A 21,998-nucleotide genomic window follows, 5' to 3' on the forward strand; every position below is an offset into this window, starting at 1 on the left:
CGGGCCGACCTCTCCCCCAGAGGGAGAGGTGAAGAAAGGAGCTAGCTCTTCGCTGGCCCTGCGGGGAAAATCCCGGACATTACCGTGAACCCCGGTACACGCCGTACCCTATCCGTCCAGCGGCGGAGGGCGGGGTAGTCCTGGCGGCCGATGCCGCCTTCTTCACTCAGCATCACATAGGGGAAGCAGGCGATGTCGGCGGTGGTCGGATGAGCCGGTGCGCAGAGCCAGTCGCGGCCGGATTTCTCGCCGAACCAGAGATGTTCATCGAGAATGCGGAAGATGCGATGCGCGCCCATTTGGCTTTTTTCGATATCGAAGGGATAGCTGTAGCCGAGTGCAAGGCGGGCAGCAGATGAGGTCGCGGTGATATCGTCGGCGACGGCGTGCCAGCGGAGGATTTCGGCGGTGACAGCCGGATCATCGGGAAACCATTGGCCCGACGTGTCGAACTTCTTGGCGAGATAGGCGAGGATGGCGCCGGAGTCGGAGAGGACAAGATCGTCGTCTTTCAGCACTGGCAATTGGCCGAACGGATTGAGACGCAGGAACCAGTCGGCCTTGTGTTCGCGACCGGGGAAAAAATCAACCGGATGAATCGCATAGGGCACGTTGAGAATGTTCATCAGCAACCGCAGCTTGTAGCAGTTGCCCGAGAGCTCGAAGTCGTAAAGCGTTATGATCATTGTCAGATATCCAGAACCAGGCGGCCGGACTTCGCGCGGCTGACGCAGGTCATCATGCAAGTGTTGGACGCCTTCTCGGTCTTGTTGAGATAGACGTCCTGGTGATCGACTTCGCCCTCGATGACGCCGGTGAGGCAGGTGCCGCAGGCCCCTTGCTCGCAGGAGGAGGGGACGGTGAGCCCGGCTTCGCGCATGGTCTCGAGGATGGTGCGGCCGGCCGGGACGTGGAGCGTCATGGCAGAGCGGGCGAGTTCGACATCGAAGGCCGAGGAGGCATCGATGGTCTTGTCGTTCTGGAAATATTCGAAATGCACGGCTTCGTCGGGCCAGCCGAGCGCGGTCGCGGTTTCCTGCACCATTTCGAGCATGGCGCCGGGGCCGCAGATATAGACATGGTTGGCGAACTGGTATTGGCCAAGCACCTCGGCGACCTTGGCCTTGATGGCTTCGCGCGTGAGGCCGATATGGCGGTCGGCCCGGCCGTGGAGCACGTCGAGCTCGCTCGAAAAGGCCATGGTTTCGCTGGCGCGGGCGAAATAGTGCAGCTCGTAGTTGAGGCTCGACTTATCGAGGAAGCGCGCCATGGAGAGGAGCGGCGTGATGCCGATGCCGGCGGCGATGAGCACGGTGCGGGTGGCGTCGCGGCGGAGGGGGAAATTGTTGCGCGGCTCAGAAATGGCGAGCACGTCGCCCTCGCGAACGGTTTCGACCAAGACCTTCGAGCCGCCCTTGGACGCACTCTCGGCCTTGACGCCGATGGTGTAGCTCATCAGGTCGCCGGGTCCGTTGGTCAGCGAATATTGGCGCACGAGGCCATTGGGCAGGTGCACGTCTATATGGGCGCCGGGCTGGAAGGTCGGCAGGTGCTTGCCATCGCGGTCGGCAAGTTCGAAGCCGATGACGCCATCGGCAGACTGCCACTTGCGCTTGACGACGACCGGGAAGGTATTGCCGCGCGGCACGGCAATATCAGGCATGGTCGAGAGTTCGACCGAGACTTTTTCAAAGACCGGCTGCAGCGGCTCGGGCGCCGGCTTTTTGGCGGCGGCGCGTTCGAGGCTGTCGCGCAGCTTGGTCAATTGCTCGTTGTAATAGCGCAGCGTCGCGATCTCGTCGGCCGGCTTTTCCGGCAGGATGCCGCGGATGACCGAGCGGGCAGCGTCGACGGGCTGAACGAAGAAATGGGCGCTGCCCAGCGTAACGGCGCGGCCGGGGATGAACTCGACAGGCTGATCATCGGGCGCTAGGCGGGAGAGGCCGGCGAGGACGTCTTCGGGCGTGGCATTGACCGGTACGGGACGCAGTGCGAACCAATCGTGGTCCTCAGCGCCGGGGAAGGGGGCAAAGGGCTGGTCATCGTTCGCTGCAGACCAGATGAGCCCGAAGGCTTCTCGGACGGGATATTTGCGGTTTTCGATGCGGCGGGCGGGGGCGTCTGCCGGGTGGGCCGGAATATAGGTGCAGCCGGCAGAGCGATTGGCATAGCGCCAGCCATGATACTGGCACTTCAGCTCCTGGCCCTCGTTGATGCCGATGGAGAGGCGCACGCCGCGATGGAGGCACCGGTTTTCCCAGGCATTTACATTGCCATCGTCAGCCCGCCAGACGGCCAATTCGCGGCCGAGCAATTGGCCATGATAGACATGGCGAAAGGGCAGGTCCTCGCTCGAGGCGATGGGATACCAGGTGGGGTCGGATAGACTGAGGGGCATTGTCGATCAGATCCAAAGTTTGAGGATCGCGCCACGATCGAATTTTTAGTCACGATTGCCACCCTGGCGTACGGGGTGTCTCGTCTTTTTGCTCGGCGTCATCCCCGCGAGAGCGGGGATCTTACCTTGTGGCGGGGACTCCCGCGTTCGCGGGAATGACGCCGTGGTTTGGCGGTCAATTCGCCTGGGGAATCACCCCATACGTAATCCCCTTCTGGCTCAGCCATCTCCGATAGGCGATGGCTGACTTATCCGCGCGGATGGGGGTTTCCGAGCGCGGATCGAGCGGTAGTTTCTTGGGATATTGGTTTTCGAGGATCGGCTTGTCCTGGCCGAAGATGGTCTGCTGGAACCGGCGCAGGTCGGTGATGGTCGAGGTCGAGTCGATCATCGATTGCAGGAGATGCGCGCGGCAGGTTTCTTCGGTCATGGGCTGGAGGAAAATGCCGATGACATCGCGGCGGCTTTCGTCCTCGGGGCAGGATTTATAGAGCACCGAGCAGAAGGGATGCGGCACGCGATAGACGTATTCGACTTCCATGGCCTGGGTCGCGGATTTGGCGGCACGCGGCTGCATAAATTTGCACTTGGTGGCGAGCACTTCGTCGCGCTCTTCCGAAACTTCCACGTCGTATTCCTTGACCTCGGTATGTGGCTCGGAGCCGAGGATGTCGGTGTGGACATAGGGAAAGTGGCCCATGTCGAGGAAATTCTCGACGGCACGGGGAGCGGAGACGTGAATGCCGATGGAGCCGCAGCTCATGTTGACGCGGTCGGCTTCGGCAAATTCTGGAATCGGGAAGAGATCGGCCGATGGTGTGCCGAGGCATGTCCAGGTATAGCCATAGGCGGTTTTCACCGGCAGGCGATCGAGCACCGTTTCCGCGTCGATATCCTCGCCGTTTTCTTCATCGGTCGCGAACCAAACCACCGGCTCGCCATCGAGCCCGCGGGTCATGGCGAGGCGGCGATCGAGGAGGAGCGTGGTTTCGATAAGGCCGATCTTGAGCTCGTCGGTTGCGGCGACGACGTGCCAGAGATCGCGGGTGATGGGGTCTGGGGCTTTGGGCATGGGCGTGCTTTCGAGGTTCGCAGGAGAATAGCGATGTGGACGGGGCGTGCCAACAAAAAGTGCGGGTGAGGGTGTGCGGTTAAGGTTTGGGCAGTGCATACCGCTTGCCCCGCCGCCGTCATCACCAGGCTCGTCCCGGTGATCCATGGGATACTCCGGAGTGCGCGGAGAGTTGTATTGCCCGAACAAGTCGGGCAATGACGGTGGGGAGGTTTCGGCTTCCGCCTCGTGGACAGCGTGTCTAGACTGCTCACAGGAGGACACTATGGACAATCAAACCACCCCACGCTTTCCCGAGGCCCTGGTGCGCAGCCAGGTTGAGGCGCGGTTGGCGGAGGCGGGGGCGAGTGAAGCGTCGCGTGCCGCCGCGATCCGGGCGATGCTGCATGCTTCGCTCGTGGGCGTGGACAGCCATGGCGTGCGGTTGACCGAGCATTATTGCCGGATGTTGGGCGGTGGGCGGCTCAACCAGAACCCGCAATTGACGGTCGACAAGCGCGGGGCGGGGAGTGCGCTGATCCATGCCGATGATGGGCTCGGGCACTATGCGGCGTACAAGGCGGTCGAGGTTGGGATCGAACTGGCGCGCGAAGCCGGTGTTGGGGCGGTGGGCATTCAGCATTCCTCGCATCTCGGCGCGGCGGGGGCCTATGCGGTGGCGGGGGCGGAGCAGGGTTTTGTGACCTTTGCGACGACCAATACCGATTCCATGGTGGCGCTGTTCGATGGGGCGCAAAAATTCCACGGCACCAACCCGCTCGCCTTTGCGGCGCCGGTGGCCGAGGGGCGGCCGTGGCTCTTGGATATGGCGACATCGTCCATCCCGCTCAATCGTGTGCTGCTGCATCGCTCGCTCGACAAGGAGCTGCCGGCGGGTGTCGCGGCGACGCCGGATGGGCAACCGACGACCGATCCGCATGAGGCGGATATGCTGCTGCCGTTGGGCGGTGTGGATTATGGCTATAAGGGCGCGGCGCTTGCCGGGGTCGCGACGCTGTTTTCGGCGCTGCTGACCGGGACGACACTCGATGGCGATTTCATCCCGATGTATGGCGGGGACGATATCTCGACGCCGCGGAACATGGGGCATTTCGTGCTGGTGATCGATCCGGACAAGTTCGCTGGGCGCGAGGTGTTTTTGCGCGCGATCGGACGCTATCTCGAGAGCCTGCGGGGATCGCACGTGCGCAAAGGCGGGCGGGTGATGGCGCCGGGGGATCGAGAATGGTCGGAGATGGATAAGCGGAAGAAGGAGGGGATTCCGCTGGACCCGGATACGGTGCGGTTTTTGGGGGTGTAAGCAGGGCTGTCCACACACACGATGGACACCCTCCCCTTTGACGGGGAGGGGTGTTCACACGCTCGAAAATGGTGGCTCCCCTCGCCCCCCTCCCCCGTCAAGGGGGAGGTGTGGCGTTGAGTGTGTGAGAGGCGCGGAGGACCCTCAATCTTCCCGATAAATATCAAACGGCCCGATCGCCTGCGTCGTCGCCATCAGTTCGATCTTGTTGACGTTGACATGCGCAGGCAGGGTCGTCGCCCAGAAGATGCTTTCGGCGATGTCGTCGGCATTCATGGCCTTGGTCTTGGAATAGGGCGCGGAGGCCTTGCCTTCGTCGCCCTTGAAGCGGACGAGGGAAAACTCCGTCTCGGTCAGGCCCGGCTCGATATTGGTGACGCGGACCTTCTTGCCCTGCAGGTCTGAGCGGAGGTTGAGGGCGAATTGTTTTACGAAGGCCTTGGTCGCGCCATAGACCGAGCCGCCGGGATAGGCATATTCGCCGGCTACCGAGCCCAGAGTAACGACATGGCCGCCGCCGCGGGCGATGAGGCCGGGCAGCAACAGGCGGACGGTGTAGACGAGGCCCGAAATATTGGTGGAGATCATGGTCTCCCAATCTTCGAGATTGGCTTCGGCGGCAGGCTGCAAACCAAGCGCGAGGCCGGCATTGGCGAGGACGATGTTGACGCCGTCGAAGGGCGCGGGAAGGTCGGCGATCGCCTTTTCCATGGCGGCCCGATCCTGCACGTCGAGGGCGATGATGTGGCAATTGTCAGCGCCAAGCTCGGCCTGCAGCTTTTCCAGCCGATCCTGACGCCGACCGGTTGCGATCACCCTGCCGCCGGCAGCGACATAGCGGCGGGCGGCAGCCTCGCCGAAGCCGGAGGTGGCGCCGGTGATGAAGACGACAAAGCGGCTGGGATCGAGCAGCTGGTACATTTTTCGGTCCTGGAGGAATGGTCGAAGGGGAGGGTTTCAGGGTGGACCCGCAGGCGCGTTGCCGTCAACAGGCGTGGTGGCTCGCAGCGGCACGATCAGAATTAACAGCGTTGCCGATCGGCCACGCATCTGCCTTTCGCACCATCAATTTCTTCCCCGGTGCTTGCCCCGCGCTGCAATGCCGACCTACAGTCGCGCCGAACGCATCGCCCCTCGGGCACGCGGCGGAGGGTTAACCCAATCTTTCCTGCCGTCCCTCTATTCTCAGCTTCCGCCTATTGGTTGAAGCGTAACGGTCGGGAACTGGTCCACTGCAAAGAGCGCGTTGGGTATCGAGTATTGGCGCCTTGTGTTTCGCCGCGGCTGCATTGTCCGCAGCGGTCGGGCCTGCTTATGGTTTTGAACTCTTTGGCATGAAGTTTTTCGAGGACGAGACCGAAGAGTCCGTCATCGTCGACCCCCAGCCCTATGTGGTTACGTTCACCTCGAGCGAGGGCGGCGCGGTGGAAACCGCAGCGCGCAATGCCTCCTCGCTGATCGCGGACGAATCAGAGCCCGCCTCAGCCGCTGCCGGGCTGATTGCCAAGGCGCGGGGTGATTACCGTCGCATCATCGCGGCGCTTTATAATGAAGGCCATTATGGCGCGGCCGTCAGCATCCGAATCGGTGGGGTCGAAGCGTCCACCCTCGCGCCCGACGTGAACCTGCCCGATCCGGTTGATGTCACCATTGCTGTGACGGCAGGACCGCTTTTCACCTTCAACAATGTCGCCATCGTCAATCAGGCGCCGCTGACCAGTGATGCCGGTGACGAAGTCGAACTGCCCGTCATGCGCGGCTATGGCGCGGGACAGATTGCGCGATCTTCCGTCATTCTCGCCGCCGAGCAATTGGCGGTGCAGGCTTGGCAGCAGCAGGGCTATGCCAAGGCAGAAGTGGTCAATCGCGATGTGATCGCCGACCATGCGCGGCAGACGGTCGATGTCACCATCACAGTCAATCCCGGCCGCATCGCGGCATTTGGCGATATCAACGTCACCGGCACCGAGCGCATGAACCCCGAATTCGTGCGGCAGCAGGCCGGGCTTGCCGTGGGTCAGGAATACGATCCCGACGAGATCGAGCGGGCGCAGAAGCGACTTGATCGACTCGAAGTGTTCCGCGCGGCGCGTTTCCAGGCGGCGCAGGAAATCGGACCCGACGGGCTCTTGCCCTATCAGTTGATCGTCGAAGAATTACCCGGCCGCCGCTTTGGTGCAGGCGCGAGCTTCTCGACCGTCGATGGGCTCGGCGTTGAAGGCTATCACCTCTGGCGCAATCTCTTTGGCCAGGCCGAGCGGCTTAGGCTCGATGCGCGCGTTGCCAGCATTGCCTGGCCGATCGATACGGCGCAGTTCGATTATTTCTTCGGTGGCACCTTTACCAAGCCGGGCTTCTTGACGCCGGATACCGATCTTGTCGCCGCCATTTCGGCCGAGCGGACGATCTATCCGACCTATACCGAAACTTCGGCGCTCGGACGGGTCGGCTTGACCCATTATCTTTCCGATGAGCTGACGCTTGAAGGCGGCGCGAGCTATGAGCGCGCCCGCTTCGACGACGTCTTTGGCACGCGCGATTTCTCGACGTTGGGCGTTTATGCCGGCGCGACCTTTGATGGCCGCAACAGCACGGTCGATCCGACCGAGGGCATTTATGCCGCCGGCACGGCAGAGCCTTATTATGACTTTGCCTTCGGCAAGATGGGTCTGCGCGTCACGGCCGAAGCGCGCACCTATTTTGGTTTTTCCGAAAATGATCAGTTCGTTCTCGCCGGTCGCATCAAGGGCGGCGCGCTGCTCGGGCCGGGACTCAATGAAATTCCGCCGGACAAACTGTTCTTTTCAGGCGGCGGCGGGTCCGTACGTGGCTACGGGTTCAAGTCGATCGGCGTCGACAATGGCAATGGGCAGGTGACGGGTGGCCGCTATCTGCTCGAGGCTTCGCTCGAAGCGCGCGCCAAGGTGACCGAGAGCATCGGCGTGGTCGGTTTCGTCGATGGCGGCTATGTCGCGGCTGATACCTTCCCCGGCCTTGAGGATCTGCGGCTCGGCGCCGGTGTTGGTGCTCGCTATTATACGGGTCTTGGTCCGCTGCGGCTCGATCTGGCCATTCCGCTCAACAAGCGCGCCGGCGATCCCGATTATGCCATCTACGCTGGCATAGGGCAGGCATTCTGATGGCTTGGTCTCGCAATCATCGCCGGCTGGCCCTTGTCGGTCTCATTCTTGTGCCCATGACGGCTATTCCCGCGACACTGATGGCGCAGGATGGATCGGACCAGGAGCAGAAGGACTGGCTCACGAGTTTCGTGCAGGATCGGCTATCGACGCCTGAACGGCAGATCACCCTTTCCAATATCGAGGGTGCGCTTGGTTCGGATGTGACGATCCGTGAGATCACCATTTCCGACCAGCAGGGCGTGTGGCTGCGCGTCAATAATGCCAGCCTCAACTGGAGCCAAACGGCGCTGTTTACCGGCCGGCTGCAGGTCAATTCGCTGAAAGCGGATTCGATCGAATATCTGCGTAATGCCGTTCCTGCCGAGGGTGTCGACCTGCCGCCGCCGGAAGCGGGTAGTTTTTCGGTGCCGGAATTTCCGGTGGCGATCGAGCTTGGTGAGCTGTCGATCCCCAAGGTGACGTTCGGCGAAGGCGTGTTCGGGCTTGGCTCTGAGATTTCGCTGGCGGGCAATCTCAAGCTCGATGGCGGCAATCTCGATACGACGCTCGATATCGTGCGGCTTGATGGCCCGGGCGGCACGCTCGATCTCGACCTCAAATATGCGCGCGACAGCAACGAGATCAATCTCAACCTCGATCTCAACGAGCCGGAAAATGGCGTCCTCGCCAATCTCCTCAGCATCGAGGGGCGGCCGGCCATGCAGTTGACGCTGGCGGGGCAGGGGCCGGTTGCCGATCTTCGTGCCGATCTCAATCTCCTCGCCAATGGCCAGACGGCGCTTTCGGGCGTTTCGACGATCACGCAGAATGCCGACGGATATCTGATTGACGCCAATCTCGGCGGGCCGCTCTCGACCCTGATCGCCGAACAGTATCGCCCATTCTTCGGCGCCGATACGCGGCTGACGGCCAATGCCCTCCTGCGCAGCGCCGGTGGGTTCGATCTCAACGCCCTCAATATTTCCGGCGGGCAACTGGCGCTTGAAGCGACGGCCAGCACCACGGCCGACAATTTCCTCTCCCGCCTCGATTTGAAGGCTTCCATCGCCGATCCTCAGGGTGGACTCGTGACGCTGCCGGCGGCGGGCACGACGCAGGTGCGCGCGGCGCAGTTCGTCATCGATTTTGGCGAAGATGGCTCGGAAGATTGGCGGGCTGATGTCGGTATCGACGGGCTCGTGACCGATGAGTTTTCGGCCGCGCGGGTGGGCCTTAACGTCAATGGCGTCGCAAGCGCTCTCGCTGATCCCACGAAGCGCATGATCACCTTCAATGGCGATGGTGCCGTGTCCGGGATTACCGGCGACGAGGCTGTCATCGCCGCGCTTGGGGACAGCGTCGGGCTTGGCCTTGCTGGCCTCTGGAATGCCGGGCAGCCGATTGAACTGGCGCAGTTGCGCGTCGTCGGCAAGGCGCTGACGGCAGGACTTTCGGGCAATATCGACGGCGGCGGGTTTCGTGGGCGCATTGGTCTTCAGACCGACAATATCGCGCCGTTCTCGGCGCTGGCCGGGCGCGACCTGACCGGTGCGCTCTCGCTCGATGCCGAGGGATCGCTCGCCTTTATTGGTGGCGGTTTTGACCTGACCTTTGATGGTTCGGGCAATAATCTCACCATCGACGATCCGACAGCCGATGCCTTGCTCGCGGGCAATGTGGCGCTGTCCGGCCGCCTGGCGCGCACGCCGGCCGGTCTCGTCGCCGACGACTTTGCGATCACCAATCCGCAGGTGCAGTTCACCGCCGATGGCGTCTATGGCACGGCCGAAGCCAATTTTGCCATTGGGCTCGATCTCTCCGATCTCGGCCTTCTGAGCGATCAGGCCTCCGGCGCGTTGAAGGTGCGTGGCACGGCCAAATCCACCAGCGCCGAGGCGCCGGTTGTTCTCGCGCTCGACGCCAATGTGGCTGATGGCCGGTTGATCGACCGGACGCTGCGCGATGCGAAGCTCGGGCTCAACCTCGACGTGCTCAGTGGCAAGATCAGCGGCAGTGTCGATGGCTCGGCCATGCTCGATGGCTATGAGGCAACGCTCTCGTCGCAGATCGCTGTCGATGAAGTGCAGCAGGCGCTCAAGGACCTGAATTTCGAGATTGCCGGCACGCGGATTTTTGGTTCGGTCAGCCGTGCGGTCGATACCGCTTTGCTGACGGGCCGGCTCGACGTCGTCGCGCCGGATGTGTCGCTCGCGGCAGCTTTGCTCCTGCAGGACGCTGCCGGCAGCGTCAATGCGGCGCTGGTTCTTGCGCCGGTTGATGGCACGCAGCAGGTGGGGCTAACGGCCAATGCCAGCGGTTTGACGGTCAACGACATCGTCGTCGGCCGCGCTGATATCACCGGGACGGTCAGCGATCTCTTCGGCGTGCCCGTCGCCAATGGCACGATTGCGGCCAGCGATGTGAAGGCGGCCGGCGCCACCATAACGAGCCTCAATGCCCGCGCAGACCAAAGCGGCGACACCACGCGCTTTGATGGCGAAGCCGCGCTTGCGACCGGTACTCGTATCGATCTTGCTGGTGCTTTGGCGCCGACCGATGGCGGCTATCGTCTCTCTCTCGATCGCGCCAACCTGACGCAAGGCACGCTGGCCGCACGGCTGGCTTCGCCGACGGAACTGATCGTTCGCGACAATGCCGTGTCGCTTGATGCGCTGCGGTTCGATGTCGGGTCGGGCAGCATCACGGCGACCGGCACGGCCGGCGAAACGCTCAATATGCGCGTCCAGATTTCGGCGCTGCCGTTGTCTATCGCCAATACGATCGTGCCGAGCCTTGGTCTGGCCGGGACGCTCGAGGGCACGGCGGTCATTTCCGGTTCGTCGTCCGATCCCCAAGTGCAGTTCCAGGCGCAGGGCAGCGGCATCAATGCGGCCGTCATCCAGCCCTTCGGCATTGCGCCGGTGAGCATCACGGCAAGCGGGACCTATGCCAATAATTTAGTGGCGCTTGAGCGGCTGGCGGCCAATGGCTCGGGTGGTCTCTCCGTGTCCGGCTCGGGCCGCGTGCCGCTTGCGGGCAATGGGCTGGCCGTGTCTCTAACCGGTTCGGCGCCACTGGCGCTCGCCAATCGCTTCGTCGCCGATCGCGGCGGGCAGCTTTCCGGCACAGCCAATTTCAACGCCGATGTCTCGGGCAGCATTTCCGCGCCACAGTTTGGTGGCTCGGTTTCCGTCGCGGGCGCAGGCTATATTGATCCCGAGCTCAACCTGCGTTTGACGGGCATTACGGGCCGGGCAAGCCTTGCAGGCACCCAGGCTCGGATCGAAAATCTTTCGGCCAACCTTTCGACGGGTGGCTCGGCTTCGGCCTCGGGTACCGTCGGCATTTCGGGTCAATTCCCGGCCGATCTCAGCGTCTCGATCAATTCGGCGCGCTACTCGGATGGCGAGATTTTCCTCGCGACCGTTTCGGGCGGGTTGAGGCTGACTGGCAATCTTCTTGGTACGCCGCTGCTTGCCGGCAACGTCACCATCGAAAACGCCAATATCACCGTTCCGGAAGGCTTTGGTGGCGGCACGCCGCTGATCGATGTGCGCCACATCAATACCCCGCCTGCCGTCAGCCAGACGCTGCAGCGCGCGCGGTTCGATGCGGCTGGTGCGCCGGTTCCGCAGACGCGGTCGGCTGGTCTCTTGCTCGACGTCAATGTCAATGCGCCGAACCAGATCTTCATTCGCGGCCGTGGTCTCGATGCCGAGGTCGGCGGTTCGGTGCGGCTTGCCGGGCCGCTCAACAATATCCAGCCGGTCGGTGCCTTCTCGCTCGAACGCGGTCGTCTTTCCGTGCTTGGCCAGCGGCTTGATTTCGAGACGGGCACTGTGACGCTGGTCGGCGATCTCGATCCGCAGCTTTATTTCGTGGCACGGACCGAGGGCGACAACATCACCGTTTTCGTCACCATTTCCGGTCGCGCTTCGGCGCCTGATGTGAGCTTCAGTTCCAACCCCAGCCTGCCGCAGGATGAAGTCCTCAGCCGCCTGATCTTCAAGCGCTCCATGGGCGAACTGTCGCCGATCCAGTTGGCTCAGCTTGCGGGCGCGGCGGCGGAGCTCGTCGGCGGCGGCGGTGGAGGCGGCCTCGTCGATGGTCTTCGCGGTGCGGCCGGCCTCGACGATCTCGACGTCGTCACAGATGCGCAGGGCAATGTTGGCGTGCAGGCCGGGACCTATCTGCAGGACAATGTCTATCTTGGCGTCACGGCTGGGGCCAATGGACAGTCGAAAGTGTCGATCAATCTCGATGTGACCGACGATCTCGTCGTGCGCGGCGCTGCGGGGCAGGATGGGAATTCGAGCGTCGGCGTCTATTACGAGCAGGATTACTGATGAGCTATTGGGACGAGCGCTACAGCACGTCCGAGTACCTTTTCGGAGAGGAGCCCAACGCTTTCCTCGCGCGCCAGGCGCATCTGCTCCCCAAGTCTGGGACGGCTTTGGCCATCGCCGATGGGGAAGGGCGCAACGGGGTCTGGCTCGCCGAACAGGGGCTGGGCGTCGTGTCTTTTGATGCCTCGCCGGTCGGTATCGAGAAAGCCAGGCGGCTCGCGCAGAAGCGTGGGGTCGCTCTCGATCCACAGCTCGTCGATATCGCCCTTTATGGTTGGCCGGTTGAGCAGTTCGAGGTCGTTGTCGGCATCTTCTTTCAGTTCGCCGGACCTGACCTGCGCGATGCGATCTTTGCGGGCATGCAACGAACCCTCAAGCCCGGTGGCCTGTTGATCCTGGAAGGCTATGGTCCGCGCCAGCTCGAGTACAAGACCGGTGGGCCGAGCATGATCGAGAACCTCTATACCGAAGCTTTGCTCGCCGAGAAGTTCGCCGGTCTCGAGATTTTGCAGCTGCAGGACCATGATGTCGAGCTCGCCGAAGGCGCGCGGCATGTAGGCCGGTCGCATCTCGTTGATCTTGTGGCGCGTAAGCCCGGATAGCGGGTTGTTCTTCCACCCTCCTTCTTGAACGTCCACCGCGTCATTCCCGCGAAAGCGGGAATCTCTGCGTCGGTGCGATGGGATTCCCGCTTTCGCGGGAATGACGCCGCGTTTGTGAAATTGACGGACCGGGACTGTTCCGATCCGCCTTGGTCAAGCCTACTACCGGCCCGCGCCACCTGTCTTTTCCGCTTTGGCCTCATCCCACCACCAGATGCTCGGGAAGCCGCTGGCGAATTCGGGCAGGGTTTCAGGACGGCTGAAGCGGTCCCAGCGGGCGGTGCGGGAATAGCGCAGCGCATAGCCGGGGATAACGTAATCGTGGGCGAGAAGGACGCGGTCGAGCGCCTCGATCACGGCCAACTGCGTATCGCGGTCTGGCGCGGCGACGAGCTTATCGATCAATGTGTCGATGCCCTTGTCGGCGATCCCCGCATAATTGCGCGAGCCTTCTTCATTGGCGCTGCCTGACCCAAAGAAATCGCGCTGCTCGTTGCCGGGCGAGAAGGACTGCGTCCAGCCGGTATAGATCATGTCATAATCGAAGCTGCGCAGCCGGTTGATATATTGTGGCGTGTCGACGATGCGCACAGAGACGGCAATGCCGATCTGACCGAGATTGCGCTGCAGATTGGCAGCGATGGCTTCGAGCGTCGGCTGGTGCATCAGGATTTCGAATGAAAGCTGCTGACCATTGGCATCGACAAGCTGGGTCCCGTTGAGCGTGTAGCCTGCCTCGGTCAAGAGGCCGAGCGCCTTGCGGAGGTTTTCGCGCAGCTTGGTCGGGTCGCCATTGACCGGATTGGTGTAAGCCTCGGTGAAGACAGCCGGCGGGACTTCGTCCTTCACGCTATCGAGCACAGCGAGGGTTTCGCCCTGCGGCAGACCCTTGGCGGCGAAGGGGAGGCCAAAGAAGTAGCTGTCGATGCGGGCGTACTGATTATAGAAAATCGTGTTGTTCAGCTCTTCGAAATCGAAGGCAAGGTTGATCGCTTCGCGGACGCGCTGATCCTGAAATTTCTCGCGGCGGAGATTGGGAATGAAGGCGGTCATGTCGCCGCGGCCGTTATAGTCCTGCGGGAATTCTTCGCGGACGACGCGGCCTTCTGTAACGGCTGGGAAATCGAAGCCCGTGGCCCAGCGGCGGGCGGTATATTCGCTCCAATAATCAAACTGGTCGCCCTTGAACGCCTCGAACCAGACGGATTCATCGAGGAAATATTCGTAGTCGATCACGTCGAAATTGTTGGTACCGATCTGGGTCGGATGGTCCTTGGCCCAATAATTTTCATCGCGCGTATAGGTGATGGACCGGCCGGCATCGAAACTGGTAATTTTATAGGGGCCCGAGCCCATGGGCGGCTCGAGCGTCGAGGCACCGATATCGCGCTTCTTGCCATTGGCGTCTGTGCCCTCCCACCAATGCTGCGGCAGCACCATGAGCTGGCCGAGAATGTGCGGCAGCTCCTTGTTGCCGGTCATGTTGAAGGTGAAGGTGACTTCGCCCGGCGCCGTCACCTCGGCCTTGGTGATGTTGGCGTAATATTGGGTATACATCGGGCTGAGCTCAGTGAGCTTGTCGAAGGACCAGACGACATCCTCCGCCGTCACCGGCTCGCCATCCTGCCAACGTGCCTTGGGGTCCATGCGGAAGATGACGGAGCCGAAATCGTCGGCGACCTTCATCGATTCTGCGAGGAAACCGTAGGAAGTGTTCACCTCGTCGAGCGACGAGGTCAGCAGGGTCTCATAGACCAAGCTCAAGCCAAGAGGGGCATCGCCCTTGGGCAGGATGGGGTTGAAGGTATCGAACCCGCCACGGGTGCCGAGCCGAACCGTACCGGTCTTGGGCGCATCGGGATTGACGTAATCGAAATGCGCAAAACCTTCGGGATATTTCGGCGCTTCTGTGAGGCTGTCGGCATAGACCCAGACTCCGGTGGGCGTTTGCGCCAAAGCGGGCAGAGCAAGGCCAAGGGTCAGAAGTCCGGAAGCAAGGAGTGTCGAAAACTTCATGGGGCGCTCTGTCTATGGGGTTGGAGTGTCGTCGGAGGCTTTTGCCGGCTTGGTGGAGCCGACTGGATCAATATCGAATGCGGCCGCCATCAACTGGCGGGTATAGGGATCGCGCGGCCGCGCAAAGATCGCCGCGGCCGGGCCGGTTTCGACCACTTTGCCATGGCGCATGACAACGAGCGAGTGGGCAAGGGCTTTGACCACCCGCAGGTCGTGGCTGATGAACAGGTAGGTGAGATTGCGCTTCTGCTGCACGGCGCGGAGCAGGTCGATGACCTGCGCCTGGATCGAGATGTCGAGCGCGGAGGTCGGCTCGTCGAGGACGAGGAAATCCGGCTCGATCACCAAGGCCCGGGCGATCGCGATGCGCTGGCGCTGACCGCCTGAGAACTCGTGCGGATAGCGATCGGCCGCTGCGGGATCGAGCCCGACTTCCTTGAGTGCCGCTTCCACCTTGGCCGAGCGCTCAGTCGACGAGAGGTTCGGCATATGCACGCGCAGACCTTCGCCGATGATCTCGCTGACGGACATGCGCGGGCTGAGCGAACCGAACGGGTCCTGGAAGACGATCTGCATGTGCCGACGCAAAGGCCGCAAGCCCTTCGATGATTTTTGGCTCACTGTCTCGCCGAGCACGACGATTTTGCCGTTCGATGGAATGAGCCGCAGGATGGCGTAGCCCAGCGAGGATTTGCCCGAGCCGCTTTCGCCGACAACGCCCAGCGTCTCGCCACGCTTGATCGCGAGATCGACGCCGTCGACAGCCCGGATATGGCCCACGACACGGCGAAGCAGGCCCCGCTTGATCGGGAACCAGACTTTTAGGTCCTTGGTCTCGACCAGTGTCGGCGCGTGACCATTGGGCAGGTTGGGCGCGCCCTTGGGCGCAGCAGCGAGCAGCTTTTTGGTATAGGCGTGTTGCGGGCGCGCAAAGATTTCGGCGGTCGGTCCGCTTTCCACGATCTCGCCCCCGGTCATCACCGCCACACGATCGGCGATCCGGCGCACGATGGTCAGATCGTGTGTGATGAACAGCATCGCCATGCCATGGCGCTGCTGCAGCGATTTCAGCAGGGCGAGGATCTGCGCTTGGACCGTGACGTCGAGCGCTGTCGTCGGTTCATCGGCAATCAGCAGTTTCGGGTTGTTGGCCAGCGCCATGGCGATCATGACGCGCTGCCGCTGGCCGCCGGAAAGTTGGTGCGGATAATCGTCGATCCGGCTTTCGGGATCGGGAATACCGACCTCACCCAGTAACTCGAGCGTCCGCTGCCGCGCCGCGGTCTTGCGCATGCCTTGGTGGACCGCGAGCACCTCGCCGATCTGCTTGCCGACGGTGTGGACCGGATTGAGCGAACTCATCGGCTCCTGGAAAATCATCCCGACCTGATTGCCGCGCACACCACGTAGGGCTTGCTCGGATGCAGTGAGCAGATCCTGCCCATCAAGCAGCACCTTGCCCTCTAGCTGCGCCGCAGGCGGCAGGAGTTTCAGGACCGAAAGGGCAGTCACCGACTTGCCCGATCCGCTCTCCCCCACCAGCGCCAGCGTCTCGCCTGGCGCGATAGCGAAATTGACACCCTTAGCCGCCGCAAAGGCGCCGAAGCGGATGGTCAGATCCCGAACGGAGAGGAGGGGGGCGGTCACGAGAACGTCTTTCTTGGATCGAAGGCGTCGCGGACGGCTTCGCCGATGAAGACGAGGAGGGTCATCATGATGGCGATGGTGAAAAAGCCGGTGAGGCCTAGCCAGGGTGCCTGGAGGTTGCGTTTGCCCTGCGCGAGCAGTTCGCCAAGCGAGGGCGAGCCGAGGGGGAGGCCGAAGCCGAGGAAATCGAGGGAGGTGAGGGTGGTCACCGAGCCTGAGAGAATGAACGGCATGAAGGTCAGCGTCGCGACCATGGCATTGGGCAGGAGGTGCCGCCACATGATGGTGAGGTTCGAGACGCCCAAGGCGCGGGCGGCGTTGACATATTCGAAGTTGCGGGCGCGGAGGAATTCGGCGCGGACGATGCCGACCAACGCGACCCAGGAAAAGAGCAGGAGTATGCCGAGCAGCACCCAGAAGCTGGGGGCAATGACGCTCGAAATGATCAGCAGCAGGTAAAGCGCCGGGACGGACGTCCAGATTTCGATGAGGCGTTGCGAGATGAGATCGAGCCAACCACCAAAGTAGCCCTGCACGGCGCCGGCAAAGACGCCGATGACGGACGAGACTACAGTGAGGATCAGGCCAAAGAGAATGGAAATTCGGAAGCCATAGATGAGGCGGGCGAGGACATCGCGGCCGCGATCATCGGTCCCTAGCCAATGATAATTGCCGAGATGGCAATTGGGGTCGGCTGTTCCTTGGGGATAGCGCGAGCAGAACTGATCCCAGGTCAGCATCCAACTCGGTGGATTGGTGCCGGAGGAGGGGAGATAACCATCAACCGTGTCATGTCTGAAGCGCACCGGTGGCCAGATCGACCAGCCATTGGCGGCTATTTCCTCGGCGATGAAGGGCTGCCGATAGTCCGTGGTGGCCAGAAAACCGCCGAACTTTGCCTCGGGATAGGTAACGAATGCCGGCGCGAGGACCTCGCCCTTGTAAGAGACGAGGACAGGACGATCATTGGTGATGAACTCCGCGCCCGATGTCAGCACGAAGAGCACGAGAAAAAGCCAGAACGACCACCAGCCGCGGCGGTTTTTCTTGAAATTGGCAAGGCGCCGCTGGTTGAGCGGGGAGAGAGCCAGCGAACTCATGCGTCGCGGCTTTCGAAATCGAGCCGCGGATCGACCCACATATAGGCGAGGTCAGAAATGAGGCTGATGACCAAGCCGAGGAGCGAGAAGATATAGAGCGTCGCAAAGACCACGGGATAATCCCGCGTCGCGATGGCTTCGAAGCCGAGAAGCCCCAGGCCGTCGAGCGAGAAGATGGTCTCGATCAGCAAGGAGCCGCCGAAAAAGGCACCGATAAAGGCACCGGGGAAGCTCGCGATGATCAGCATCATCGCGTTGCGAAAGACGTGGCCATAGAGCACCTGATGCTCGGTCAGTCCCTTGGCGCGGGCCGTTGTCACATATTGCTTGGAGATTTCGTCGATGAACGAGTTCTTGGTGAGCAACGTCGCTGTGGCGAATGCACCAAGACCCATGGAGATGATCGGCAAGACCAGGTGCCAGAAATAATCGAGAACCTGTCGCCAGATTGGGAAGCTCGAAAAGCCGGGTGACGTGAGCCCGCGCAGCGGGAAAACCTGCCAGAAACTGCCGCCGGCGAGCAGGACGACCAGCGCAATAGCGACGAGAAAACCGGGTACGGCATAGCCGACGATGACCACGGTCGAGGTCCAGACATCGAAACGGGACCCATCGCGCCTTGCCTTGGCGATCCCGAGGGGAATCGAAATGCCATAGGCGATCAGGGTCATCCAGAGCCCGAGCGAGATCGAAACGGGCATTTTTTCGATGACGAGATCGATGACGGAAATGTCGCGATAATAGCTCTGGCCGAAGTCGAAGCGCAGATAATTCCACAGCATCAGCCCGAAGCGCTCGAGCGGCGGTTTATCGAAACCAAACTGCTTTTCGATTCGGGCGACCAACTCGGGCGGCAGCCCTTGCCGGCCGCGATATTCGCCAGCCTTTTGATTGTTTTGCGGGCCGGGCTGGGATTGCACCTCCTCGCCGCCGCCACTCACGCGCTCGCTTAAAGCGACGTTCTGCCCCGACATATTGGCCAGCGCCTGTTCGACGGGACCGCCGGGGGCAAATTGGGTGATGACGAAAGATACGGCCATGATGCCGAAAATCGTGGGAATCATCAGCAGAAGTCGGCGGATGATGTAGGCGCCCATCGCGGCTCCAGCTCGTTTCCTCGATAATCCTTCTTTCGCGGGCAAATCACCTGCGTTTACGGGACCTTGGCTGCAGTGCATCACCTGTTGCCACATTTGGCAACATCACAAGCGCGTTGTCTTGTTCACCTGTGCAAGGTTTTCATTGCCTCTACGGCAAAGAGCGGGCCACATTCGGCGCAGAAAGGGAGTTTTGATGAACTTCATGACCATTGCGCAGGTGCGCGACGACAGTGTGGCCCGGGTCATCCTTGTGGCCCTTCGCGCGCATGGATTTCACCCCATGGAGCAAGGCGATGGCGGGCTTCCCGGTGTGCCCAATCTCTTCGGGCCGGAAGGGGTCGGCATAAACGTTCCGGAATCAGAGGCCTCCGATGCAACGGTTCTGGTCGAACAGTTGTTGAAGGACATGGGCCAGAGTGGCACGTAAAAGCGCCATAAACAGAAGCGATGTTTTCTATGCGGGACGGGCGTTGAACCCCAGCGCGGCTTGCGTTAATAAGCCGCCTAAAGAGTTAATTTCCTTTAAGCCTTCGGGCAGGAGTGACCAATGAAGGTTTGGATGCGCGGATCCGCTTCCGTGGTTGGATTGGGCCTCGTCGCGATGACGCTGGCGGCATGTTCGACCACCAGCCAGTCGAACACGGCCAATCTCAATGTCGTACGCCCGGCGCAGCAGTTGCAGCCGGTTCAGTCCTCGACAGTACAGCAGGGCACGCTGCCCGCTATCGGTGCATCGGGCACGCCAGCGCCCGGTCTTTCGGGTACGCCCGTGCTTGGCGGCGCGCCAGTTGGCGGCATGGCGCCGATGACCACGGCGTCCGCATCGGGCTCGATGACGACGCCGATGGGCAGCAATAGCTCGATCGTCAATGTCGGCGCTCCGGCTGCCGGTTTCTCGGCTGGTCCCGAAGGCGTATGGACGGTGACGGCCGGCGCCAGCACATGCCAGCTCAACCTGCCGATGACGGCCAAGACGGGCACGTCCTACTATCGTGCGTCCTCGCCGGGCTGCACCGTGGCCCAGATCGCTGGCGTCACAGGTTGGCAGCAGGTGGGCAGCCAGCTCCAGCTTTATGATGATAACGGCAATATCGCTGCCTTCCTCGCCCCCTCGGGTGGCCGCTATATCGGCACCATGAGCGGCGGTCAGGCGATCTCGATCGCCCGATAAGTTTTTGGAGCCGGTCGCGAGACCGGCTCTTTCTTTTGCCTGCTCCGCTGCCATACCGTTTGTGCGGGCTGGCGTGTCGAGTATGGATGGGCCACAAGCGTCGGGTTTCGACCGCTTTGTCGGGTTGTTGCCCGGGCCTCTTTCCCAGCGGTTCATTCTCTTGTCCCAAAATCAGTTTGCTACCCACCCTGTCGCGAGCCCGGTTCGCAGCGAGTATCTCGCATTGGTCGAGCGCGGCGCGCTGACGTCCGACCCGGCACAGCTCGAAGCGGCAACCCATTTCGATCGGCTTTGGCGGGACCTGACCGAACAGCGATCCAAGGGCTTTTTGGGGTTTTTCGAGAAGCCGCGGCACATCCGTGGCATTTATCTCGTCGGCGAGGTGGGGCGTGGCAAAACCATGCTCATGGACCTGTTCTATGGAGCACTGCCGATCAAGCAAAAGCGTCGAGTGCATTTCCATGAATTCATGGATGAGGTGCATGCCGGCATTTCCGCGTTCCGGAAATCACCGCGGGGCAGGGACGATAATGCCGATCCCATCGATGCCGTCACCAAGCCGATCCTGAAATCGGGCCTGCGCGTGCTTTGTCTCGACGAGTTTCATGTGCATGACATCACCAATGCCATGCTGCTCGATCGGCTTTTTGAAAAGCTCTTTGCCGGCGGCGTCACGCTGGTTGCGACCTCGAATGTCGAGCCGGATCAGCTCTATAAAGACGGTCTCAACCGCCAGCTCTTCCTGCCATTCATTGCGCGTCTCAAGGCTGAGGCTGAGGTCGTCACGCTCCTTTCCGAGCAGGATTATCGGCGGCTGAAATTCGCCGGCCAGCAAGTCTACGCCTTTGGTCAACCAGTCGAGGTGAAGCCGGTTATGGACCGTCTGTGGCTGCGGATTACCGGTGGCGAGGCCGGACAACCCGGCAGCATCGAGAGCATCGGCCGGCAAATCCCCGTGCCGCTCCAATCCATGGGCGCAGGGCGGTTCGCCTTCGCTGACCTTTGCGAAAAGCCGCTGGGCACGCGGGATTTCGTTCGTATCGCCCACCATTTCGATTCGCTGATGCTCGACAACGTGCCGCAAATGGACCGCACCAAGTCCGATGCTGCCAAGCGCTTTATCCTCCTGATCGATAGCCTATACGACCGTGGTGTTAAACTCGCTGCCAGTTTCGAGGTCGGGCTCGAGGCGCTGGGCAAAGACGACAAGACCGCCTTTGAGTTCCAGCGGACCATCTCGCGCCTCAACGAAATGCAGTCCGAAGAATACCTAGCCAAGGGTCTGCGGGACGCGGCGCCAGTGGAAACAGTAAGCTAAAGTCCGACCGACTTCTTAAGCACGTCATTTACCCGGCCCTGCCAGCCTTTGCCAGACGCGCGCAGGCGGGCGAGCACATCGGCGTCGATACGCAGCGTGACCTGCTGCTTCGGGCTTTCGAGGGGAGGGCGGCCTCGGCTGCGCCGGATGCTTTCCGCCTGTTCAGGAAAGACCTCAGTGAAGGGACGGAATTGCGCGAGCTCATCGTCGGTGGACGGTCTCTCGATTTCCGGGTCGGGGCCAATTAGCTCGCCGGTGGCGTCATCGACCCACCAGCCATCGTCATCCTGGTGAACGCCGCCAGCCGCGATCAGCGCCTGCATCTCCTCGTTGTACAGTTCCCAACGCCGCTGCAATTCTGCTTCGCCACCGGGACTATCGTCCAGATCTTTGGTAACGAAGGCAGGCCAGTTTTTAGGCATGAGTTTGCATCCTCTCCTGACGGCTCGCCGGTCGCATCGAAATCACCGAAAGCGCTTCGGAACCAAGCGGGCGAAACACCACAACGATCACCTGCACTCCAGACAAGCTCCCTATCGCGAGCAAGCGCCCGTCACGCGATGGCTCGACAAAGGCGGACAGGAAAAACTCAGCGTCGAGGTCGCGGAAATCCAGGCCATGTTTGGCGAGGTTCGCGAGGCGCTTGGGTTCGTCCCAGGTGATCAGCATTGGAATATTTGTAACTCCAATAAATGCGCGACGCAAGAATTAGTGTCGGTACAGAAATTACTGCATGCCCAACCGGCATTCCCCCATCGCTCATCGGCAAGGCAGATTTGCGCCCTAAGACGAAGGGTTCACTTGCC

At 61.7% G+C, this 21,998-nt stretch carries 17 protein-coding genes; 7 read left to right on the forward strand and 10 right to left on the reverse strand.

Going from position 1 to position 21,998, the window contains the following annotated elements:
• Positions 1 to 41: 41 nt before the first annotated feature.
• The 3 genes from ASE94_RS18070 to ASE94_RS18080 form a co-directional block, all read right to left on the reverse strand.
• The gene (locus tag ASE94_RS18070; RefSeq protein ID WP_062631821.1) at positions 42 to 683 is read right to left on the reverse strand and encodes a glutathione S-transferase family protein; all 642 of its coding nucleotides are present in this window, start codon (positions 681 to 683) and stop codon (positions 42 to 44) included.
• A gap of 5 nt (positions 684 to 688) precedes the next feature.
• Positions 689 to 2,398 (reverse strand): Rieske 2Fe-2S domain-containing protein, encoded by a 1,710-nt coding sequence (locus ASE94_RS18075; protein WP_061910233.1) that lies wholly within the window; start codon positions 2,396 to 2,398, stop codon positions 689 to 691.
• 175 nt (positions 2,399 to 2,573) lie between these two features.
• On the reverse strand, positions 2,574 to 3,470 hold the full coding sequence (locus tag ASE94_RS18080) for an aromatic ring-hydroxylating dioxygenase subunit alpha (protein WP_061910235.1): 897 nt from the start codon (positions 3,468 to 3,470) through the stop codon (positions 2,574 to 2,576).
• Between the two features lie 265 nt (positions 3,471 to 3,735).
• Here ASE94_RS18080 and ASE94_RS18085 point away from each other — a divergent pair, with 265 nt between their 5' ends.
• A complete protein-coding gene (locus ASE94_RS18085; protein WP_061910237.1) occupies positions 3,736 to 4,770 on the forward strand; it encodes an Ldh family oxidoreductase in 1,035 nt (344 codons plus the stop codon).
• Positions 4,771 to 4,914: 144 nt separating this feature from the next.
• Here the strand turns inward: ASE94_RS18085 and ASE94_RS18090 are convergent, their stop codons facing one another.
• Positions 4,915 to 5,691 (reverse strand): SDR family NAD(P)-dependent oxidoreductase, encoded by a 777-nt coding sequence (locus tag ASE94_RS18090; protein ID WP_062631513.1) that lies wholly within the window; start codon positions 5,689 to 5,691, stop codon positions 4,915 to 4,917.
• Positions 5,692 to 6,104: 413 nt separating this feature from the next.
• Here ASE94_RS18090 and ASE94_RS18095 point away from each other — a divergent pair, with 413 nt between their 5' ends.
• Genes ASE94_RS18095 through ASE94_RS18105 form a run of 3 tightly spaced genes read left to right on the forward strand, consistent with a single transcriptional unit; the run spans position 6,105 to position 12,840 of the window.
• Positions 6,105 to 7,910 carry an autotransporter assembly complex family protein gene (locus ASE94_RS18095; RefSeq protein WP_082461351.1) on the forward strand — a complete coding sequence of 602 codons (1,806 nt, stop codon included), beginning with the start codon at positions 6,105 to 6,107 and terminating at the stop codon, positions 7,908 to 7,910.
• Positions 7,910 to 12,238, forward strand: a complete 4,329-nt coding sequence (locus ASE94_RS18100; RefSeq protein WP_062631515.1) for a translocation/assembly module TamB domain-containing protein — start codon at positions 7,910 to 7,912, stop codon at positions 12,236 to 12,238. Before ASE94_RS18095 ends, ASE94_RS18100 begins: the two co-directional genes overlap by 1 nt.
• On the forward strand, positions 12,238 to 12,840 hold the full coding sequence (locus ASE94_RS18105; protein ID WP_062631516.1) for a class I SAM-dependent methyltransferase: 603 nt from the start codon (positions 12,238 to 12,240) through the stop codon (positions 12,838 to 12,840). Before ASE94_RS18100 ends, ASE94_RS18105 begins: the two co-directional genes overlap by 1 nt.
• 162 nt (positions 12,841 to 13,002) lie before the next feature.
• Here ASE94_RS18105 and ASE94_RS18110 read toward each other — a convergent pair whose 3' ends face one another.
• From ASE94_RS18110 to ASE94_RS18125, 4 genes are read right to left on the reverse strand one after another with little or no spacing between them, the layout of a single operon-like run.
• Positions 13,003 to 14,856: an extracellular solute-binding protein gene (locus tag ASE94_RS18110; protein WP_061910245.1), complete on the reverse strand. Its 1,854-nt coding sequence runs from the start codon at positions 14,854 to 14,856 to the stop codon at positions 13,003 to 13,005.
• Between the two features lie 12 nt (positions 14,857 to 14,868).
• Positions 14,869 to 16,503 carry an ABC transporter ATP-binding protein gene (locus tag ASE94_RS18115; RefSeq protein WP_061910247.1) on the reverse strand — a complete coding sequence of 545 codons (1,635 nt, stop codon included), beginning with the start codon at positions 16,501 to 16,503 and terminating at the stop codon, positions 14,869 to 14,871.
• Positions 16,500 to 17,603, reverse strand: coding sequence for an ABC transporter permease (locus ASE94_RS18120; protein ID WP_062631517.1), 1,104 nt, complete (start codon positions 17,601 to 17,603; stop codon positions 16,500 to 16,502). Before ASE94_RS18120 ends, ASE94_RS18115 begins: the two co-directional genes overlap by 4 nt.
• Positions 17,600 to 18,700 carry a microcin C ABC transporter permease YejB gene (locus ASE94_RS18125; RefSeq protein WP_061910250.1) on the reverse strand — a complete coding sequence of 367 codons (1,101 nt, stop codon included), beginning with the start codon at positions 18,698 to 18,700 and terminating at the stop codon, positions 17,600 to 17,602. The genes ASE94_RS18120 and ASE94_RS18125 overlap by 4 nt, the downstream gene beginning before the upstream one ends.
• A 196-nt stretch (positions 18,701 to 18,896) precedes the next feature.
• Between ASE94_RS18125 and ASE94_RS18130 the strand changes: the two genes are divergently transcribed.
• The 3 genes from ASE94_RS18130 to zapE all read left to right on the forward strand — a co-directional run bounded on the left by ASE94_RS18130 (position 18,897) and on the right by zapE (position 21,192).
• Positions 18,897 to 19,130, forward strand: coding sequence for a hypothetical protein (locus ASE94_RS18130; protein ID WP_061910252.1), 234 nt, complete (start codon positions 18,897 to 18,899; stop codon positions 19,128 to 19,130).
• 120 nt (positions 19,131 to 19,250) lie between these two features.
• Positions 19,251 to 19,874, forward strand: coding sequence for an AprI/Inh family metalloprotease inhibitor (locus tag ASE94_RS18135; RefSeq protein WP_061910254.1), 624 nt, complete (start codon positions 19,251 to 19,253; stop codon positions 19,872 to 19,874).
• A gap of 160 nt (positions 19,875 to 20,034) precedes the next feature.
• Positions 20,035 to 21,192, forward strand: a complete 1,158-nt coding sequence (gene zapE, locus ASE94_RS18140; RefSeq protein WP_200913704.1) for a cell division protein ZapE — start codon at positions 20,035 to 20,037, stop codon at positions 21,190 to 21,192.
• On the opposite strand, the gene ASE94_RS18145 is transcribed toward zapE, so the two are convergent.
• Together ASE94_RS18145 and ASE94_RS18150 are read right to left on the reverse strand one after the other, a co-directional pair.
• Positions 21,189 to 21,614, reverse strand: coding sequence for a BrnA antitoxin family protein (locus ASE94_RS18145; RefSeq protein WP_061910258.1), 426 nt, complete (start codon positions 21,612 to 21,614; stop codon positions 21,189 to 21,191). The two genes, zapE and ASE94_RS18145, sit on opposite strands and share 4 nt — an antisense overlap.
• Positions 21,607 to 21,861, reverse strand: coding sequence for a BrnT family toxin (locus tag ASE94_RS18150; protein ID WP_061910260.1), 255 nt, complete (start codon positions 21,859 to 21,861; stop codon positions 21,607 to 21,609). Before ASE94_RS18150 ends, ASE94_RS18145 begins: the two co-directional genes overlap by 8 nt.
• Positions 21,862 to 21,998 lie beyond the last annotated feature (137 nt).

Source organism: Devosia sp. Leaf64 (genome assembly GCF_001421945.1).
In the GTDB taxonomy this organism is placed as follows: domain Bacteria; phylum Pseudomonadota; class Alphaproteobacteria; order Rhizobiales; family Devosiaceae; genus Devosia.

Bases quoted from the DNA above. Each gene is read 5' to 3' on its own strand.
- ASE94_RS18145 (WP_061910258.1), bottom strand. From the start codon at position 21,614: ATGCCTAAAAACTGGCCTGCCTTCGTTACCAAAGATCTGGACGATAGT.
- ASE94_RS18075 (WP_061910233.1), bottom strand. From the start codon at position 2,398: ATGCCCCTCAGTCTATCCGACCCCACCTGGTATCCCATCGCCTCGAGC.
- ASE94_RS18080 (WP_061910235.1), bottom strand. From the start codon at position 3,470: ATGCCCAAAGCCCCAGACCCCATCACCCGCGATCTCTGGCACGTCGTC.
- ASE94_RS18090 (WP_062631513.1), bottom strand. From the start codon at position 5,691: ATGTACCAGCTGCTCGATCCCAGCCGCTTTGTCGTCTTCATCACCGGC.
- ASE94_RS18130 (WP_061910252.1), top strand. From the start codon at position 18,897: ATGAACTTCATGACCATTGCGCAGGTGCGCGACGACAGTGTGGCCCGG.
- ASE94_RS18150 (WP_061910260.1), bottom strand. From the start codon at position 21,861: ATGCTGATCACCTGGGACGAACCCAAGCGCCTCGCGAACCTCGCCAAA.
- ASE94_RS18120 (WP_062631517.1), bottom strand. From the start codon at position 17,603: ATGAGTTCGCTGGCTCTCTCCCCGCTCAACCAGCGGCGCCTTGCCAAT.
- ASE94_RS18085 (WP_061910237.1), top strand. From the start codon at position 3,736: ATGGACAATCAAACCACCCCACGCTTTCCCGAGGCCCTGGTGCGCAGC.
- ASE94_RS18135 (WP_061910254.1), top strand. From the start codon at position 19,251: ATGAAGGTTTGGATGCGCGGATCCGCTTCCGTGGTTGGATTGGGCCTC.
- ASE94_RS18125 (WP_061910250.1), bottom strand. From the start codon at position 18,700: ATGGGCGCCTACATCATCCGCCGACTTCTGCTGATGATTCCCACGATT.
- ASE94_RS18105 (WP_062631516.1), top strand. From the start codon at position 12,238: ATGAGCTATTGGGACGAGCGCTACAGCACGTCCGAGTACCTTTTCGGA.
- ASE94_RS18095 (WP_082461351.1), top strand. From the start codon at position 6,105: ATGAAGTTTTTCGAGGACGAGACCGAAGAGTCCGTCATCGTCGACCCC.
- ASE94_RS18110 (WP_061910245.1), bottom strand. From the start codon at position 14,856: ATGAAGTTTTCGACACTCCTTGCTTCCGGACTTCTGACCCTTGGCCTT.
- ASE94_RS18100 (WP_062631515.1), top strand. From the start codon at position 7,910: ATGGCTTGGTCTCGCAATCATCGCCGGCTGGCCCTTGTCGGTCTCATT.